The organism is Oceanobacillus iheyensis HTE831 (assembly GCF_000011245.1).
Classification (GTDB): Bacteria; Bacillota; Bacilli; order Bacillales; family Amphibacillaceae; genus Oceanobacillus; species Oceanobacillus iheyensis.
The window spans coordinates 3,574,314-3,589,403 of record NC_004193.1 but is presented as its reverse complement, the minus strand read 5'-3'; the positions used below and the strand labels follow the sequence as shown (position 1 = coordinate 3,589,403).

The 15,090-nt window shown below is 36.8% G+C and carries 14 protein-coding genes; 9 read left to right on the top strand and 5 right to left on the bottom strand.

The genetic code is table 11. The features are described from left to right. Positions 1–6 precede the first annotated feature (6 nt). The 5 genes from walK (at position 7) to OB_RS17560 (ending at position 6,159) form a co-directional block, all read left to right on the top strand. A complete protein-coding gene (gene walK, locus OB_RS17580; RefSeq protein ID WP_011067849.1) occupies positions 7–1,845 on the top strand; it encodes a cell wall metabolism sensor histidine kinase WalK in 1,839 nt (612 codons plus the stop codon). Next, positions 1,842–3,143 (top strand): YycH family regulatory protein, encoded by a 1,302-nt coding sequence (locus OB_RS17575; RefSeq protein ID WP_011067848.1) that lies wholly within the window; start codon positions 1,842–1,844, stop codon positions 3,141–3,143. The genes walK and OB_RS17575 overlap by 4 nt, the downstream gene beginning before the upstream one ends. Before the next feature lie 2 nt (positions 3,144–3,145). After that, complete coding sequence (locus OB_RS17570) at positions 3,146–4,090, top strand: two-component system regulatory protein YycI (RefSeq protein WP_011067847.1); 945 nt, start codon at positions 3,146–3,148, stop codon at positions 4,088–4,090. Then, a complete protein-coding gene (locus tag OB_RS17565) occupies positions 4,087–4,872 on the top strand; it encodes an MBL fold metallo-hydrolase (protein WP_011067846.1) in 786 nt (261 codons plus the stop codon). Before OB_RS17570 ends, OB_RS17565 begins: the two co-directional genes overlap by 4 nt. 84 nt (positions 4,873–4,956) lie before the next feature. After that, the gene (locus OB_RS17560) at positions 4,957–6,159 is read left to right on the top strand and encodes a S1C family serine protease (RefSeq protein ID WP_011067845.1); all 1,203 of its coding nucleotides are present in this window, start codon (positions 4,957–4,959) and stop codon (positions 6,157–6,159) included. A gap of 140 nt (positions 6,160–6,299) precedes the next feature. On the opposite strand, the gene OB_RS17555 is transcribed toward OB_RS17560, so the two are convergent. The 3 genes from OB_RS17555 to OB_RS17545 form a co-directional block, all read right to left on the bottom strand. Continuing rightward, a complete protein-coding gene (locus tag OB_RS17555; protein ID WP_011067844.1) occupies positions 6,300–6,662 on the bottom strand; it encodes a hypothetical protein in 363 nt (120 codons plus the stop codon). Positions 6,663–6,987: 325 nt separating this feature from the next. Next, on the bottom strand, positions 6,988–7,356 hold the full coding sequence (locus tag OB_RS17550) for a DoxX family protein (RefSeq protein ID WP_011067843.1): 369 nt from the start codon (positions 7,354–7,356) through the stop codon (positions 6,988–6,990). A gap of 162 nt (positions 7,357–7,518) precedes the next feature. Continuing rightward, positions 7,519–8,760 carry a Zn-dependent hydrolase gene (locus tag OB_RS17545; protein ID WP_011067842.1) on the bottom strand — a complete coding sequence of 414 codons (1,242 nt, stop codon included), beginning with the start codon at positions 8,758–8,760 and terminating at the stop codon, positions 7,519–7,521. Positions 8,761–8,975: 215 nt separating this feature from the next. On the opposite strand from OB_RS17545, the gene OB_RS17540 reads away from it, so the two are divergent. After that, positions 8,976–10,694 carry an ABC transporter ATP-binding protein gene (locus tag OB_RS17540; RefSeq protein WP_011067841.1) on the top strand — a complete coding sequence of 573 codons (1,719 nt, stop codon included), beginning with the start codon at positions 8,976–8,978 and terminating at the stop codon, positions 10,692–10,694. A gap of 276 nt (positions 10,695–10,970) precedes the next feature. Next, positions 10,971–11,315: a YqzG/YhdC family protein gene (locus OB_RS17535; protein ID WP_011067840.1), complete on the top strand. Its 345-nt coding sequence runs from the start codon at positions 10,971–10,973 to the stop codon at positions 11,313–11,315. A gap of 11 nt (positions 11,316–11,326) precedes the next feature. Here OB_RS17535 and OB_RS17530 read toward each other — a convergent pair whose 3' ends face one another. Further along, the gene (locus tag OB_RS17530) at positions 11,327–11,875 is read right to left on the bottom strand and encodes a GNAT family N-acetyltransferase (protein WP_011067839.1); all 549 of its coding nucleotides are present in this window, start codon (positions 11,873–11,875) and stop codon (positions 11,327–11,329) included. 295 nt (positions 11,876–12,170) lie between these two features. On the opposite strand from OB_RS17530, the gene OB_RS17525 reads away from it, so the two are divergent. Further along, positions 12,171–13,343, top strand: coding sequence for a TraB/GumN family protein (locus OB_RS17525; RefSeq protein ID WP_011067838.1), 1,173 nt, complete (start codon positions 12,171–12,173; stop codon positions 13,341–13,343). Positions 13,344–13,465: 122 nt separating this feature from the next. On the opposite strand, the gene OB_RS17520 is transcribed toward OB_RS17525, so the two are convergent. Then, entirely contained in the window at positions 13,466–13,645 is a 180-nt protein-coding gene (locus tag OB_RS17520; RefSeq protein ID WP_011067837.1) for a hypothetical protein, read from the bottom strand. 202 nt (positions 13,646–13,847) lie between these two features. On the opposite strand from OB_RS17520, the gene OB_RS17515 reads away from it, so the two are divergent. Further along, the gene (locus OB_RS17515; RefSeq protein WP_011067836.1) at positions 13,848–15,068 is read left to right on the top strand and encodes a hemolysin family protein; all 1,221 of its coding nucleotides are present in this window, start codon (positions 13,848–13,850) and stop codon (positions 15,066–15,068) included. The last annotated feature ends 22 nt before the right edge of the window (positions 15,069–15,090 follow it).

The window sequence follows — 15,090 nt, the reverse complement described above, 5'->3', positions numbered from 1 at the left end:
TTGTATATGAATAAAGTAGGATTCTTTCGATCGATACAGTTAAAATTTATAATTATTTATATTTTACTCTTGATTATAGCTGTGCAAGTGATAGGATCCTTCTTTACGGATCGCTTAAATGAAGAATTAACAAGAAATTTCAAGACTACGGTTGGCGAACGTGTAGAAATGCTCAGTCATAATCTAGAGCAAGCATTTGCCAGAGATCGATCCGAGGAAAGTGGAACTATCGAGTCATTAGAGGAAGAGATTCGACGGATTATTAACGATATAAATAGAGGAAATGCTTCGACGACCATCAATGTTGTGGATAATCAAAGTAGAGTACGAGGAACAAATGTATTGGATGACCAGAACCAAATTGGTCAAAAGCTTGCGCATCCAATGGTTCGTGATGCGCTTCTTTTTAACTCTACGGATGATAGTATATTCTATGAAAAAGATACCGACAGTAGAGTTTATGTGTATGTCAAGCCAATATTAGGTGAGGATAATATGGCTGTCGGGGCAATCTTTTATAAATCTTCCTTAGAAGAAGTGTATGGCCAAATTGAGGATATCAATAATATCTTCCTCCAAGGTTCTATTCTCGCTATTACGATTTCAGCTATTATTGGGATTTTGGTAGCACGTACAATCACAAAACCTATTATGGAGATGCGAGAACAAGCTTTAATAATGGCAAATGGAGATTTTACACAGAAAGTAAATGTATATGGTAGAGATGAAATCGGGCAACTAGCAGAGACGTTTAATGATCTCAATAGTAGGCTGAAGCATTCCTATGCCACCATTGAAGAAGAGCGACGAAAGCTCAGTTCGATACTAGCGAACATGTCGGATGGGGTCATTGCAACAGATAACGATGGCTCTGTTACATTAATGAACGATGCAGCTGCTAAGTTAATTGGTGAAAACCCAGAAGATTTAATAGGAGATTCTGTTATTGACGTCTTGCACTTAGAAGGAAAAGAAATTGACCTAAGTGAATTGCATAGTAATGGTTCCATGATTATTGATTTTAGTAATGAGGATACACCATTCCTTATTCGAGCCAATTTTTCAACAGTGGTTGATGAAGAAGAAGAAGTAACAGGATTTATTACCGTTATTAGTGATGTTACCGAACAACAGAAAATGGAACAAGAACGTCGTGACTTTGTTTCCAATGTATCACATGAGCTGAGAACACCATTAACTACGATGAAGAGTTATTTAGAGGCATTGTCGGATGGAGCTTGGGAAAACAAAGAAATTGCACCGCGATTTTTAGATGTGACTCAAAAAGAGACGAACCGTATGATTCGTATGGTTAATGATTTACTTCAATTGTCCAAGATGGATTCGGATGAACTTCCTATGCATAAACAACGAGAAGAGTTTACAAGTTATTTATACCAAGTATTAGATCGCTATGAAATGAATAAGCCAGAATCCATTCATATGGAAAAAAATATCCCGAATACCAAAGCATATGTTTGGATGGACCGGGACAAGATTACACAAGTATTGGATAATGTCATAACGAATGCCATTAAGTATTCCCCAGACGGCGGGAAGATTAGGGTTAAATTAGATATTAGACGTCATTATTTATTAGTAAGCATACAAGACCAAGGAATGGGGATTGCTTACGATAAATTAGATAAAATATTTGAAAGGTTTTATCGTGTAGATAAAGCTAGAAACCGAAAACTTGGAGGTACCGGTTTAGGACTAGCGATTACGAAAGAATTGGTTGAAGCACATCATGGTCAGATATGGGCTCAGAGTAGTGAAGGGAAAGGCACAACAATTCTATTCACATTACCACTGATGAGCTCGAAGCGGGGGGATGTCAGATGAAATTAGAGACTGCTAAATCATTACTTTTAGTCGTTTTAATTGGGACAAGTATGATTCTGACGTTCGGTATGTGGAATTATCAAGCTGACTATGACCCTTTGAGTGAACGATCTGTAGAAGGAGCTTTAAATGGAGTAGAAAAGTCTGTAGATGATATTGTTATGCCTTCTGAGATCATATTTAAACAAGAAGGAAATTATTATACGCATGCTACCCCTAATTTGAAGGAACAATTTTATAATAGTTTGCAGGAACTACGCATAACGGAAATGGAAAGATTGCCAGCAGAAGAAGAAAGAACACCATCTAATTATGAGATTGAGGTCATCTTTCCACAGGAAGTACCATTCTTATTATTTGATCGTATTCTGCAATTAGAAGACGAAGCAGCACCATTCCCTACTTTCTCGATTGATCGATTCTATATTACGTTTGAGCCTAATTCGAAGTCATTACAATTAGAATTCATTTCTATTGATGGACGAGAAAAAGTAGTGGCGGAAGTAACGAGTACGGCGAGGTATGAAGAAGTGTGGGATGAGATGAATAGGTTGCAATCGGAAGACTATCAAAGAATGACGTTAATTGAGGGTACCGAAAATGATTTTTATATTCCGAGAGAAGTACCTGCGATGCAGCCAATATCGATTTTCTTTACGCAGATGAACAAATCAGTACTTCAAGAAATGTTATTTGAAAATACTTCTGGAATAAGAGGATCGGCGACACCGGGAAATGGCTACTTATATGCCACAGATGTGCGGCAATTGACGATTGAACGTAATGTAATGGAGTATATTTATTTAGAACAGCCAGAAGCGATATCAGACTTGAATTTGATTGAGAATAGTATACAGAACATTAACGGGCATTCTGGTTTCACCGAGGATTTTCGATTAATGAATATCGATAATAATACGATTACGTATCAAATGTATTATGATGGACATCCCGTATTCCAAGGCTCATCATCAGATATCTCAACGATAAAACAAACGCATAGTAATCAACATTTATTAGAGTATAAACGGCCAGCTATTTATCTCGACACGACAGATATTATTCGAAAAACAAAAAAAGAAATGCGAAGCGGAGAAGAGATATTAGAGGAATTGGTGGATAATGAAATTGATATGGATAGCGTGAATGATTTAAAAGTGGGTTATAAGATTCAAGTGGAGACCGATGATAACGGGGACTACGTATCAATGGAACCAGAATGGTTTATGAAAATAAATAATAATTGGTCAGCTGTACCGTATTATCAGCCTGGTGCAGCTGCTAAAGGAGGGGATTGAGGATGCAATGGTCTCATATTAAAACACTTTTTATCCTCAGTTTCCTTGTCTTAAATATTTATTTGCTTTTCCAATTCGTTCAACGTCAAGATCAGAATGACCTTCCATCTTTGAGCAACGATAATCAGACGTTAGATGAACAATTGGAATCAGAAAATATTCAAATTGACGATGCTGTCCTTAATAGAGAAGTTCCTGATTTTCGCTATCTATCCGTGGCTCAACGCCTATTTGAATCAGCTGAAGTAGAAGATTTAAATGGTATAGATGGATTACAAGTGACTACAAGCATAGATAATACGCTTCTATTTGCACAATTTGAGGAACCTATTGAGATGCCAGAAGAAGGTACAGAAAGTGAAATGCTTCAAAGTATCATTGCACCATATGTTATGCAAGCCGGCCAGTATACCTATGGTACATGGAATAAAGAATTAAATGTTATTGCTTACTTTCAAACAAAAGAAGGCGCACCAATATTTCTTAATCAGCAGGCAATACTTCTCTTTTATTTAAATGATGATAATGAGATCACACATTATACGCAAACCATGCTTGGGGATGCGGATAAACAAGGAGATAGATCGATAGTGACTCCGAAAACGGCTATTGGCTATTTGTTAAGGGGAAGTAATGGTTACCTCAGACAAGATCAGGAAGTCAGTGATATAGATATAGGATATTATTCTCGTATTGAACCTGAAGATGGTGGAGAAATTGTCTTTGCACCAACGTGGAAAGTGACAATCGATGATGCGGTTGATTATTTTGTTAATGGTTTTGAAGGTATTATTTACCCAGGCGACTATACGCAATTTTTTACAGATACCATTAATGAAAATATTTTAGTGCAAGCAAGACGATTAAATGAAGAAAATGAAATAAGAGAAAACATCATACAATTGATGGAAGGAAAGCTGGAGGAAATCGGGAGTGAAGTTGAATGACCCTACGTTTTAGTGTACTAGCCTCAGGCAGTACAGGGAACGCATTTTATATAGAAACAGAGCAGCAAAAGATGCTAGTTGACGCAGGATTAAGTGGTAAAAAGATAGACGAGTTGTTTCAAAGTATTCAGGTCGACCCGAAACAATTAGATGGTATTCTTGTGACGCACGAGCATAGTGATCATATAAAGGGATTAGGAATTGTAGCACGTAAATATCAACTACCAATCTACGCAAATGAAAAAACATGGAATGCGATGGATCAATCGATCGGTAAAATTCCGCTTGATCAGAAATTTACCTTTGATATGGAATCTGTTCGCAGTTTTGGAGATTTGGAGGTGGAGTCGTTTGGTGTATCCCATGATGCGGCGGAACCGATGTTTTATACATTCCGGCATGATGGGAAAAAAGTAGCGCTTGTTACGGATTTAGGCTATGTATCGGAGCGAATTAAGAAAACTGTGGAAGATGCCGATGCATATATATTTGAAGCAAACCATGACGTAGGTATGCTTCGAATGGGACCGTATCCGTGGAGTGTTAAAAGACGAATTCTGGGAGATTCGGGTCACGTCTCCAATGAGGATTGTGGTCTTGCATTAACCGATATCATATCGAATCGTACGAAGCGAATTTATTTAGCTCATTTAAGTTTAGATAATAATATGAAAGATCTTGCTCATATGTCGGTAAAACAAGTGCTGGATGAACGAGGAATGCAGGTAGAATTGCATCACACCGATCCAAGACTTGCAACCCCTCTTTACGAAGTTGGTTAAGGTAGTGAATTGGGATTATGAGGGTTTATGTTTTACGATCTTTAGGGAATACTTAGGTATAGAAACCGATAAGGAGATCGATATATGGGATATTATGACCAATCTTACAGAAAAAAGAAACGAAAAAGTACCTGGATCGTTCCATTATTAACAGGTATTATACTCGGTGGGATCGTGATGTTAGTTGTTGTCCCTGATATTTTTTTGAATCACGAAGATGGTCGGGATACGAATCAAGCGACCTCTACGGACCAAACTAGCCCAGAAATAGAATCATCACCAAATGTTCAACCTTTACAAGTAGACGTATCCACGCAACTGACTGACGTTGTTAGTGAAGTAACGCCGGCAGTAGTGGGGATTACGAATTTACAACGTGGGAATGATTTCTGGTCACAAGAGGAAGGCGTTGAAGCAGGTACCGGTTCAGGCGTCATTTACAAGCTTGAAGGGGATACAGCTTACGTCGTTACAAATCATCATGTTATTGAGGGAGCAGACACTGTAGAAGTAGTCATGCATGATGAAACACATATTGAAGCGGAAATTATCGGAAGCGATATATTTACGGATTTAGCCGTTCTAAGAATGGATGGATCGGAAGTAGATACAGTGATTGAAATGGGGACATCATCGACAATAAAAGTAGGTGAGCCAGCAATCGCTATTGGAAATCCTCTTGGTTTATATCTTTCGAGTACAGTAACACAAGGTGTTATAAGTGGTAAGGAACGTACCATTCCAATGGATTTTGATATGGATGGACGTGCGGATTGGCAAGCAGAAGTTATTCAGACAGATGCAGCAATTAATCCTGGTAATAGCGGAGGAGCACTAATAAATATTAATGGACATCTAATCGGGATTAACTCGATGAAAATAAATGAAGACGCTGTGGAAGGTATTGGTTTTGCCATCCCTATCGATAGTGCGCTTCCTGTCATTGAAGAGCTTGAAACAACAGGGGAAGTAACCCGTCCATATTTAGGGGTAGAAATTTACTCTTTAGAAGAGCTTCCACAATATGAGTGGAGAAATTCATTAAATTTACCACAAGAAGTTACGGGTGGAGTCTACGTATGGACAGTAGAACGATTATCTCCAGCAGATAAAGCAGGCTTACAAGAATTAGATGTTATCGTTGAAATGGATGGAGAGCCAATTCATAACATGATTGATTTGAGAAAAATATTATATCAAGAAAAAGAAATTGGTGACGAAGTAGAGCTGACGATTTATCGAGATGGGCGTCAAATGAATACGACCATCACATTGGGAAGTCAATAATAAGCTTGAAACTTAAATAATATAAAATTGGCGCTTATCTAGGGAAGTAATTGAAGCATTGGAATTCGTTCCAAGAGAATCTTCAAAGGATATACTCCCAAGGTAAGCGCCTGTTATGTGGATAAATCTGTGGATAACTATTATTTTATGGATAGTGCTGTTAAGAATCGATCAGGATTTAGGGAAGAGCTTTCAATAACGATAGCAGTTAAACCAGTTGTTGTCTTTGTTTCGTGCCACTCGCCTTTTTTCCAGAAGACAGCTTGTCCAGCTTGAATAGGAAGTTGATCTGAATCTGAAGTTCGGACCGATTCATCTCCGTTTACAATAAGAAGTAGTTGGTCTACGGAAGCTTGGTGATATCCAATGATACCGTTATGATCTAAGTGCATGCATCCAATTCTTACCTCTTGATCTGTCTGAATGATTCGATTCATCATAAAATTCGATTCAAATTGGCTAATAGGCTGACCGTATTGCTTATTTAAACTATACATTTTCAAACAAATATCCTTCCTTTCAACCATACATGTATTCTTCTTCAATTCTTCGACATCGAAAGGAAAAAGTCCATTTTTTGTTATCAACAATAGTGTAGAATACAAAATCCCGATAACTTATCCACAGAAATTAAAACTTATTCACAATACGGGGATAACTTTTTATCGAAAATCTATATTTGGTGTAGAAAATATGTTCGGACACAAAATAACTACGAACGTTTGTGCATATGTGTATAAAAATGTGGATAACTTAGAGTGATTTGGAGGATATAAACAGATTTTTACACTTATGCAGATGTTTTCCACATATGCATGTGCGTAAAATCTATACTTTCTTCCATTTGCCTACATGTTGCCAAAGTAATATTAGTAAAACCAATAAAACAATGTCTAATCGTGAAGCAAATAAGAAAGATAATAAACCTTCTGTCCAGAGGATCGGGATTTTTGCAAAGAATAGTGCGCCAATCATGATAAATATAAGTGGTGGGATAGCTAGATGAAGGTACATCCGGCTGACTAATAACATGCCTGCTAGAAATTCTACCATAGCGACAAGAAAGAAAAGGGTCTCCGGAAAGGGTAGTGCTAACTCATGGAACATTCCTCTTCTCGATGGATCGATTAATTTTATTAGTCCAGATATTATAAATACATACCCCAATACATAACAAATAAACTTATTCGGTAACAAAAGTATAACCTCCCTTCTTATTTTACTGTATGCAAGGTTGTGGACAAACTTGCCAAGCAGTTGTGAAGAAAGTTTCCTCTGTCCCGAATAAGTTTATGGTTACGGATGTGATCAAGTGTAGAGATTATCTACTTATCTACTTATCTTCTAACTATACCTTTATTATTTATCGATCTCCTCAACTTCTGTTAATTTCTTGGCAGCTGCAAATAAAATTTCAACAGCTTTGGCAATATCGAGTGAATCGGACCATTCTTCTGGAGTATGGCTTACTCCATCTTTACTAGGGATAAAAAGCATACCGACATCTGTAACTTCAGCTAAAACCATTGCGTCATGACCAGCCCCACTATTCATAGAACAATATGGGATATCAAAACTACTGCTTGTTTCTTTTAGCAAAGCGATAATATCAGGATTCATTGCTTTAGGCTCCATATATAATTGCTGACTAATCGTAATCTTTATCCCATCTCTATTATAGGAGTTTGCCATTTCGTGCAATTTATCAATGACATGCTGGATATGTTCTTCTTTGCCGGAGCGGATATCTACGGTGAAGACGGTCTTGCTAGGAATTACATTGGAACCATTCGGAAAAACATTTAATTTTCCTGTAGTAGCGACTGTACCTTCTCCTTCTTCTACAGCGAGGGAAGGAATTTGAGCAATCATTTGTGCTGCAGTGACTAATGCATCTGAACGGTGATCCATTGGTGTTGTGCCAGCATGTCCAGCTTGGCCTTCCACCGTAATTTCAAATTGAGTTAGACCGACAATGGTTTCTACTACACCGATTGGGATTTTTTTATCTTCTAAAATGGGCCCTTGTTCAATATGCAATTCTAGATAGCTCTTGATTGTTTCTGAATCTCTCTTTTTTGGAAGTGAGGGATCGAGTCCGATTTCTCTCATTGCTTCTATCGTAGTGATACCGTTATAATCTGTGAGATTTTTAAAATCTTCTTCACGAAGTAACCCGGTCATACCTCTTGACCCCATTAATCCACCACCAAATCGTGAACCTTCTTCTTCAATAAGAGCAATGACTTCTAAAGGATATTTAGGTTTTAGGTTGTTTTGGTTAAATAAAGCAGCTACTTCTAGTCCGGCTACGACTCCTGCCGGGCCATCATACGAACCACCATTTGGTACGGAATCAAAATGAGAACCGATTAGAATACTGGGAGCATCTTTTATCGTGCCTTCTAATTTTCCGAAAATGTTTCCGAATCCATCTTCACTTACCTCTAAATCGTATTCCGCCATTTTTTCTTTAATATATTTACGTGCTTGTTTATCTTGCTTGCTATAAGTGAGCCTCGTTGTTCCTTGACCTGGTGTTGCTGTGAATTTACTAATCGCATCAATGTGTTCTTCAATTCGAGCTTGAAGGTTGGTCATATTATATCTCCTCCGTTTAATTCGTACTACGACAAACTGTGATGGTATTAATGGTAATACTTTTTAATTAATGAGACAAATGATAATTTTTAGTGTTTAACAAACTTGCCAAGCAATGATGAAGAAAATAAATATTGTCGAATAAGTATATTGTCACGAATTGAAATAAACTATATAATTTCATTTAGGTGTCTAAAAGAGGGGAGTGCGTAGAAATGCTAAAATGGTTTTTTTCCTATTATAAGCCACATAAGCGCTTATTTATTATAGATTTTTCAGCTGCAGTATTTGTTGCATTGTTAGAGCTTGCTTTTCCAGTTGCAGTACAATGGTTTATTGATCGACTATTGCCTGGAGAGGATTGGGATGCAATAGTAACGGTAGCTATCCTGTTATTGGTGGTATATATCATAAGTACGTATTTACAATATGTCGTTGCTTATTTAGGACATAAGCTTGGTATTAATATAGAAACAGATATGCGAAGAGACTTATTTTATCAAGTTCAGCGACAATCATTCCGATTTTTCGATAATACAAAAACCGGCCATATAATGAGTCGTATTACGAATGATTTATTTGATCTAGGGGAGCTCGCTCACCATGGGCCTGAGGACTTCTTTATTTCAATTATGACGTTTATCGGTGCTTTTATTATTATGTTTACGATAAATCCATTATTGGCAATGATCATCTTAATCTTAGTACCAATTTTAATCTTCTTGATTACATATGGAAATATTCGCATGAATAAAGCATGGAAGAAAATGTATGGCAATATAGCTGATGTGAATGCCCGCGTGGAAGATGCGGTATCAGGAGTTCGTGTCGTACAATCGTTTACGAATGAGACGTTTGAAAAAGAACGTTTCCAAAATGATAATGAAAAGTTCCGCTTAGCGAAAGTGGGAGCATACAAGGTAATGGGAATTGTACATTCCAATATTTATTTCCTAATGCGCTTAATGACCTTATCCGTATTAGTAATCGGTGCGTGGTTAACATATCAAGGTCTGATGACAGCTGGGGAACTAGTTAGTTTTATTTTATTTGTCAATGTCTTAACAACACCAATCAACAAAATTACTGCTTTATTAGAGTTATATCCAAAAGGAATGGCTGGATTTAAACGGTTTACCGATTTAATGAAAGTGAATCCGGATGTACAAGATAAAGAAGATGCTGTGGAAGTTGATCAATTAAAAGGTAATATCCAATTTCAAGATGTAACGTTTGGCTATGAAGAATCCCATCGTGCTGTATTAAACAATATGAATTTCACTGTAAAACCAGGTGAAACTGTTGCATTTGTTGGTCCGTCTGGTGCGGGTAAAACAACGATATCAGCACTGATTCCACGTTTTTATGATGTGACAGAAGGATCGATTACCATTGATGGTATTGATATTCGAGATATGACCAAAGAATCGTTACGTAGTCAAATCGGTGTTGTACAGCAAGACGTATTTCTGTTCACAGGAACATTACGTGAAAATATAGCGTACGGGAAATTAGATGCGACGAATGAGGAAATCGAACTTGCTGCAAAACGTGCACATATGGAGGACTTTATTAACGAACTTCCAAATGGATATGAAACCCAAGTTGGCGAACGAGGATTAAAACTGTCAGGTGGACAAAAACAGCGTATTGCGATAGCGCGTATGTTCTTGAAGAACCCACCAATTTTAATTTTAGATGAAGCGACTTCTGCATTGGATACAGAGACAGAAATGATCATCCAAACAGCGTTAAACGAACTTGCTGAGAGTCGTACAACAATAGTAATCGCCCATCGACTTGCAACCATAAAAGAAGCAGACCGAATCATGGTCGTAACCAAAAATGGGATTGAAGAAGAAGGGTCGCATGAAGACTTGTTGCAAAAACGCGGATTATTCGCGCATTTACATGATGTGCAAATGAAGAAATAAAAGGTTATAATCTCTTTTTGAATACGCACTAAAATAGAAAAATGTCGACGTTATGTCGGCATTTTTTTAAATGCGTCGAGTTCATGATTTCCCAGTTTTATGATTCTAACGCATAAACACAGAAGACGGTATGGAACACTTTAAAACACTTGTCGATATTTCCCGGGGAATAAAAAAAGATACTTTATTCTTCAAACATAATTTTCAGTAGGATGAGAAATGCTATAGATATGAATGCAATTTAAAGAGATGAACTACTAGGAGGTGTATATAAAAATGAAAGGTAAAACGCAGTTATTTTTATGTTTTTCCATGGTGTTGGTTTTATTTATGATAATGCCAATAAGCGCGCTTGGTGCACCGGGGAATGACACTCCACCAGAGCCTGCCTATGCCAAGTGGGGTCGAATAGCCGTACAAGAAGTAAAAGCTAAATATCCGGAAGATAAAGTAGTGGATTATTTACATGTTGGTAGAAAAACGAACGAACAAGAGACCATAGAAACGTTCAAACTATGGCTTGAAGGAAAGACGAAAGAATTTGGTGTTATTATTGATATTCATTTTAATACCAATACCGAAAAAATAACAGATATACAATTTAAAGAGACATCAAGATAATTTTTCAGAATCTACCTAAAGCGATACCATTCGCTAGCTAGCTTTCCGTACATGATTAAATCAACATAATGATCATATAGCCATTCTCCTTGGCGAATGAGCCCTTCTTCTTTGAAGTCAAGTCGTTCTGGTATAGAGCGGCTTTTTTGATTTTGTACAGCTGCTCGAATTTCGATACGGTTTAAGCCAATTTCATGAAAACCGATATCAATCAATGAACGAACCGATGTTGTCATAATACCGTTTCCTTGATATTGAGGTGCTAACCAATAACCGATAGGAGCAATTTTATTATGCCAGTCAAAGTAATTAAACCCCACTAATCCTGCAAACTTTTTTTCAACAAATATACCAAGTGTTAAAGCTCGTTGATTCTCTGCATTTCGAATCGATTGATCAATAAATGCAAGACAGTCCTCCGCTTTCTTGGTGGTATCCACCCACGGTAGCCATTCTCGTAAATAATCACGTGATTCATCTACGACATTAAACATATTTTTGGCGTCTTTTAGCTTTAGTTGACGAAGCTTGATTTGATTATCAATTACATAGCTGAACATACGTATCATGCCCCCTAGAATAGGTATCATTATTTTAACATAAAAACCTTCATATCGTATCGAGGTATATTCGATAAAGATAAAACTGCATGGAAGTTCACTAACTAGACAGAAATGTATTACAATAGATATGATAGGCTATGAAAACATAAACCGAAGTGGAACAAAAAGGTTAATCATAATGAAAGTGAACCTACATGCTAAATTTAGAAAATCAGGTGCAAGCAGGAATTATTCAAAAAACGAATGAAAAAACGATTCTCTCTATTTTATATTAGATAAGGAAGGTCCTACCATGTCGGAAGAAACCATTACAAGGATACATAGCGGAAACAAAGAGTATATTTTAATTGGAACAGCGCATGTTTCAAAAAACAGTGCTGAACAGGTAAAAGCAGTCATTGATGAAGAGCAGCCGGATGCGGTGTGTATCGAGCTTGATGCACAACGTTATCAATCCGTGATGGAAGGTAACAAGTGGAAGGATACAGATATTTTCCAAGTTATTAAAGATAAAAAAGCGGTCATGTTATTGATGAACTTAGCCATCTCTTCTTTTCAAAAAAGGATGGCAAAACAATTTGGCATTCGTCCTGGGGAGGAAATGATTCAAGGAATTGAATCAGCAAAAGAACATCATGCAAAATTAGTATTAGCCGATCGTGATATTCAGATTACATTTGCACGTATTTGGGGAAATATTAATCTGAAAGGAAAAGCAATGTTAATGATGCAAGTCGTAGGTAGTATTTTTAGTAAAGAAGAGATTAGCGAGCAAGAAATGGAAAAAATGAAGCAACAAGATACGATAAATGCTATGCTCAAGGAATTTACTGAATATTTCCCGGATTTGAAGAAGCCTTTAATTGATGAGCGTGACCAATACCTGTCGCAAAAAATAAAAGAAGCTCCTGGAGAAAAAGTAGTAGCTGTACTAGGAGCGGCTCATGTTCCTGGAATAACAAAGGAAATTGAAAAGGAACATGACTTGAACAAATTAACGGAGCGACCGAAAAAGTCGAAGGTTCCAAAAATCATAGGATGGTCGATTCCGATTGCGATTATCGCAATTATTGCTTATACCTTTATGGTGAATCCACAAGCTGGTTGGCAACAAACGTTGAGCTGGACCTTATGGAATGGATCACTCTCTGCAATCGGTGCAGCAGCGGCGTTTGCCCATCCGTTGGCAATCCTAACTGCATTTGTCGCTGCTCCAATTACATCCTTGAATCCATTGCTTGCTGCCGGCTGGTTTGCCGGATTTGTTCAAGCTTATATTAAGCGACCAAATGTTGGGGATTTTGATCAATTATCCGACGATGTCCACTCAGTAAAAGGATTTTGGCAAAACAAGGTAACACGAATTTTACTTGTTGTTGTTCTAGCCAATTTAGGTAGCTCACTTGGAACGTTTATCGGCGGAATTGATGTTGTTCGCGTATTTATTAATAACTTATTTGGTTAACTTAATTTCATGGTAAGAATGGAGAAATAAACGTGGTTAGTAAGGTATGAAAAAAGTTCCTTCAAAGTGGAGGAACTTTTTAATATCATAAGCAAACTAGGTTCTATTAAAAAGAGGACGCGTTAATACAATACGCGTCCTTCTAATTCTGCTTGTTTAAGTTGTGCTAATTCATTCATAAGCTTATCTTTTTCTTTCGATAATTTCATGAACTGATTATGATTTAACTTGCTTTCAGAAGCATGATCCATACGTCTCTCAAGTAAATCAATTTTCTCTTGTAGGTCTTGCTCTTTATTCAATTTAATACACCTGCTTTTTAACGTTCTTAGTATGTATATTAACGCTATAAGTCCGTATCAAACATCAAATAGGGTTAAATTTGACAATTTAAGAAAATAATATAAAAAAAGGTACTATATGAATTCATTATAATAGCATATATGTATACATCTCCGTTATGATAGTATTAACATTCAAAATGGAATTGGGAGGAATTAACTCGTGATCATTGCGATCATATTTTTATTATTTGTCTCTGCTTTCTTCTCAGGAAGTGAAACCGCATTAACGGCGACAAATAAAATGAAATTACAATCAAAAGCGAATAATGGTGATAAAAAAGCGGAAAAAATGCTGAATTTAGTATCGAAGCCGAGTGAGTTTATCACGGCTATTTTAATAGGAAATAACATTGCTAACATTGTGTTACCAACATTGGTAACGATGATGGCCGTGCAGTATGGTTTTAATGTAGGATTGGCTTCGGCTATTTTGACGATAACCATCATCATATGCTCTGAAGTTATTCCAAAGTCAATTGCGGCAAGTTTTCCGAATCAAATGGCAAGTATTGTATATCCAATTATTCGATTAGTAGTGACAGTTTTAAAACCAATCACCTTTTTATTAAATAGACTGACAGGTTTTATCACGAACCTACTTTCTAAAGGACAAGTAGAGACTGAGTCTGTATCGAAAGAAGAGCTTCGAGCGATTGTCGATATTGCTGATTCAGAAGGAACATTTCGTAAAGAAGAAAGTTCACGTATTCGTGGAGCACTGGATTTTTACAACTTAAATGTTAAAGACGTATTAAAAACACCAAGAGTAGAGATTGTTGCATTAGAAAATACGGCTACATACGATGAGGTAAAAGAACTGGTACTAGCAAATCCCTTTACGAGATACCCCGTCTATGATGAAGATATTGATGATATTATCGGTGTGTTCCATTCCAAATATTTAATTGCTTGGACCGATGATAAGGGACAGCCTTTCTCAAACTTTAGCGATACCGATCCGCTTTATATATATGAATTTAATAATATTGAATGGGTATTCCGTAAAATGACACAAGAAAAGAAGCATATGGCAATTGTGTTAGATGAATATGGTGGTACGGAAGGTATTGTTACGCATGAAGATATTATTGAAACGATGATTGGTTTAGAAATAGAAGATGAGATGGATGAAAAAGAAGATGCATTAATTGAGAAACTAACCGATACGCAAATTATATGTGATGGAAAAATCACACTGCATCAACTGAATAATGCGTTTGATACAGACATTCCGGAGGATGAAGATGTACTAGCTGCGTATTTATTAACGCACTTTACAGAGTTTCCAAAAGAAGGAGATGTGTTAGAGAGAGAAAATCTAACCTTCCACATCTTAGAAGTTGATTCTAGATATATCAGTCGCGTACAGATTATTAAATAGATATGTAGAGAATAGTAACTAT

Excerpts from the sequence above, each read along its gene's own strand:
- OB_RS17560 (WP_011067845.1), top strand. The coding sequence starts at position 4,957 with ATGGGATATTATGACCAATCTTACAGAAAAAAGAAACGAAAAAGTACC.
- walK (WP_011067849.1), top strand. The coding sequence starts at position 7 with ATGAATAAAGTAGGATTCTTTCGATCGATACAGTTAAAATTTATAATT.
- OB_RS17540 (WP_011067841.1), top strand. The coding sequence starts at position 8,976 with ATGCTAAAATGGTTTTTTTCCTATTATAAGCCACATAAGCGCTTATTT.
- OB_RS17565 (WP_011067846.1), top strand. The coding sequence starts at position 4,087 with ATGACCCTACGTTTTAGTGTACTAGCCTCAGGCAGTACAGGGAACGCA.
- OB_RS17535 (WP_011067840.1), top strand. The coding sequence starts at position 10,971 with ATGAAAGGTAAAACGCAGTTATTTTTATGTTTTTCCATGGTGTTGGTT.
- OB_RS17530 (WP_011067839.1), bottom strand. The coding sequence starts at position 11,875 with ATGTTCAGCTATGTAATTGATAATCAAATCAAGCTTCGTCAACTAAAG.
- OB_RS17570 (WP_011067847.1), top strand. The coding sequence starts at position 3,146 with ATGCAATGGTCTCATATTAAAACACTTTTTATCCTCAGTTTCCTTGTC.
- OB_RS17525 (WP_011067838.1), top strand. The coding sequence starts at position 12,171 with ATGTCGGAAGAAACCATTACAAGGATACATAGCGGAAACAAAGAGTAT.
- OB_RS17545 (WP_011067842.1), bottom strand. The coding sequence starts at position 8,760 with ATGACCAACCTTCAAGCTCGAATTGAAGAACACATTGATGCGATTAGT.
- OB_RS17575 (WP_011067848.1), top strand. The coding sequence starts at position 1,842 with ATGAAATTAGAGACTGCTAAATCATTACTTTTAGTCGTTTTAATTGGG.